The sequence below is a fragment of the Pseudomonas sp. 2995-1 genome (assembly GCF_002742505.1).
GTDB classification, from domain to species: domain Bacteria; phylum Pseudomonadota; class Gammaproteobacteria; order Pseudomonadales; family Pseudomonadaceae; genus Aquipseudomonas; species Aquipseudomonas sivasensis.
The window spans coordinates 1-450 of the sequence record NZ_LJSA01000226.1 but is presented as its reverse complement, the minus strand read 5'-3'; the positions used below and the strand labels follow the sequence as shown (position 1 = coordinate 450).

Annotated in this window: 1 protein-coding gene; it reads right to left on the bottom strand. The window is 34.9% G+C overall.

Annotated elements, in window-relative coordinates; translation table 11 throughout:
- Positions 1-22: 22 nt before the first annotated feature.
- Positions 23-450, bottom strand: a 428-nt coding sequence (locus AOA61_RS02680; RefSeq protein ID WP_143521168.1) for a DUF4080 domain-containing protein, incomplete at its 5' end; no start/stop codon positions are given.

The window sequence follows — 450 nt, the reverse complement described above, 5'->3', positions numbered from 1 at the left end:
GTTTCCCCCCTAGCACTCTTTCTTACATAGTAACAGTGTAATATTGTTTTTCTTTGAGTTTAGGATCATAATTTACAACAAACAAATACTGACCTTTAGTAATTTGTTTCGTCTTAATAAATTCGTTTGGATCAAAGACAAATTCTTCAACAACAAGATGTTTTGCAGCTGTTTTCTGATTTACATGCTCATTTAACTCTGGGATTCTGTTTAACATATGTTGTCTGAACTGGTTTAATTCTTCTTTACTATGTGATTCAGGCCACCATTTTTTTCGTGGTTTTTGGTTATAGTGCATGAGGTAATCTACTTTCATGAGCCCATCTATAACCTCAGTGTTCTCTAGACCTTCATTGTCTGAGAATTCTTTCAGTCTATGGAATAAATCCTCGAACTGATGTCCAATTTTTCCCCATCCTTTTTTATCCCAGTAGTCACCAAACCGTTGGA